At 28.1% G+C, this 2,191-nt stretch carries 2 protein-coding genes and 2 pseudogenes; 3 read left to right on the plus strand and 1 reads right to left on the minus strand.

The genetic code is table 11. The features are described from left to right. Together AC1DTM_RS23630 and AC1DTM_RS23635 are read left to right on the plus strand one after the other, a co-directional pair. Positions 1-387 (plus strand): response regulator transcription factor (locus AC1DTM_RS23630; RefSeq protein WP_477001029.1); only part of this gene is annotated, 387 nt, incomplete at its 5' end. Then, positions 384-1,385, plus strand: coding sequence for a sensor histidine kinase (locus AC1DTM_RS23635; protein WP_016105295.1), 1,002 nt, complete (start codon positions 384-386; stop codon positions 1,383-1,385). The genes AC1DTM_RS23630 and AC1DTM_RS23635, both read left to right, overlap by 4 nt. 286 nt (positions 1,386-1,671) lie before the next feature. Here the strand turns inward: AC1DTM_RS23635 and AC1DTM_RS23640 are convergent. Then, positions 1,672-1,934: pseudogene (locus AC1DTM_RS23640) on the minus strand (hypothetical protein); the annotation flags it as partial. Between the two features lie 118 nt (positions 1,935-2,052). On the opposite strand from AC1DTM_RS23640, the pseudogene AC1DTM_RS23645 reads away from it, so the two are divergent. Then, positions 2,053-2,191 (plus strand): annotated as a pseudogene (locus AC1DTM_RS23645) (LytS/YhcK type 5TM receptor domain-containing protein); the annotation flags it as partial.

Here is a 2,191-nt window from a genome sequence, read left to right on the forward strand (position 1 = left end):
GAAGAATACATGATAAAACCTTTTGATCCTCGAGAATTATTGTTAAGAATTCAGAAAATGTTAGATAATCAATATGGTACTTTCACGCAAATTAAACATTTATTTATAGATGCAGAATATAAAAGGATTTTTATAAAGGGTTTGCGTAATGAAGTTGCGTTTACTGCGATTGAGCGTAAAATATTCTTCTATTTATATGAAAATAGAGATAGAATTTTAACGAAAGAACACTTCTATGATTACCTATGGCAACTCGAAGATAGAAATCAAAATATCATGAACGTACATATAAAGAAAATCAGGACCAAAATCGATGATAAAACAGGTGATATTATTCAGAATATATATGGAGAAGGGTATAGATTAAATACCTATATGAAGAAATGAACTTAAAGAAAAAATATCAGTTATTACTATTCACTGCTATTATTAGCGTACCATTGTTATTATTGTCGATTAGTATCTTTGTATCAGTTATTTATAATGTTGCCTTTAAAACTAAAAATAAGAACATTCCTTTTCACGAATCCTTTGCATATCCTACTATGTTAATCATATTTTTATTGTCACTATTAGTATTAGCTTTTGTATTTTCAAAATCGATTAATTCATTATTAAATAAAATTAATATATTAAATCAAACGATTCGAGATTTAGCAAGTGATAAAAAAATTCCTAATATAATAGATGTCAAAAGCGATGATGAGATAGGGGAACTGATTAAATCAGTAAACTTGCTTATAGAAAGAACGACTTATCGAGAATTAGAACTACAACAACAAGAACAAATAAAGCAAGAGCTATTAAATAAATTACGGCATGATATTAATACACCTTTAACAGCTGTTAGATTACAATTATATTATTTAGAAGGCGAATACGAAGAACAAGCGCCAGTATTTGAATCAATGTATAAGCAGATACAATATATAAGTGATTTAACAAACGAATTTAATATTCAATCTACAGAAACTTTAGAGGATACTTATATTGTGAATGATGAAGTGAATATACATGATTTAATAGAAAATATGGTTAAAAAATGGCGCTATTTGTATAGTGTTCATAAAATTGGATTAGTATATAATCCACAAGATAAAGAGTTGGTATGGAATAGTAATGAGTTATGGATTCAAAGGCTATTTGATAATGTTTTTCAAAATGTGATTAAACATTCACAAGCTAAAAAACTCAAAATCATTATAGATGAAGATATTGTTTCCTTTAGAGATAATGGAATTGGCTTTGATATAAATGTCAAAGGAACGGGAATAGGATTAAAAAATATTGAAGATATATCAAAGATGTTCAATATAAAATACACTTTACAATCAAATAGTGAGGGGACGATGCTTTCTTTTAAAAACACTCAAAAGAATATATAAATTTCATTTGAATTTCTAGTTTAAGTTTTATTAATAACGCCTATCATGTCGTTACGGAACCCAAACCTTTTTACTGAAGCAGAGGGGGATACTGCTTTTACAGATGATATATTGGAGACTTTGAAGAAATCGCGTAGGTTTTAAAAAAGGGGAATATTTGGTCCATCACTTGATCCCATCATAAATGAGCATTTCAGCAAAGAATAAGAGTTAAAAAAACGATCTTTTCTGTAGGTTCCTACAAAAAGGATCGTTTTTGTAGTTAAATTGAAATTTCAGACTAAATAAGATTGCTGTTAAAATGGAATGTTGATTTCTGCCGAGTGCTTTGGAATTTATGCAGTACTTCTGTCTTTTCGAGAAGATTTCTTTCTTCAAGTTTTGGTGCAATAAAACGATATATTGCTTTTATTAGACTAGAAAAGAGCACTTCCATTATGAAAGTAAATATTTCTGGTTGCTTTTTGTAGATATGATTATATGAGTCTAAAAAAGCATGGTTTTTGTAAATTCAATATTTGCTTTAGAGAATTTTTGGATCTCAGAATGTCCAAGATTTAAAGATTATTTACATCTATTTTAATTGTTTTGCACCTGAACTGTTTATACTATTTGTAGGATTTTCTGCTTTTTTGTCGAATATACTTAATGCAAGGAGGGACATTACATGATTATTAAAGACTATTTCATCAATCTTTCTATTTTTTCTCTATTAGTTAGCGCAGCAATATTTATTCAAGTGTTTTTGATTCATTCCAGGCGATATTTCGAAAAATTCTATGGAGGGATTATTGCAGTTACTTTGA

The sequence above is a fragment of the Bacillus sp. P4_D3 genome (genome assembly GCF_056401855.1).

What these genes read in the sequence shown, in the direction of transcription:
- AC1DTM_RS23635 (WP_016105295.1), top strand. Translation starts at nt 384, where the DNA reads ATGAACTTAAAGAAAAAATATCAGTTATTACTATTCACTGCTATTATT.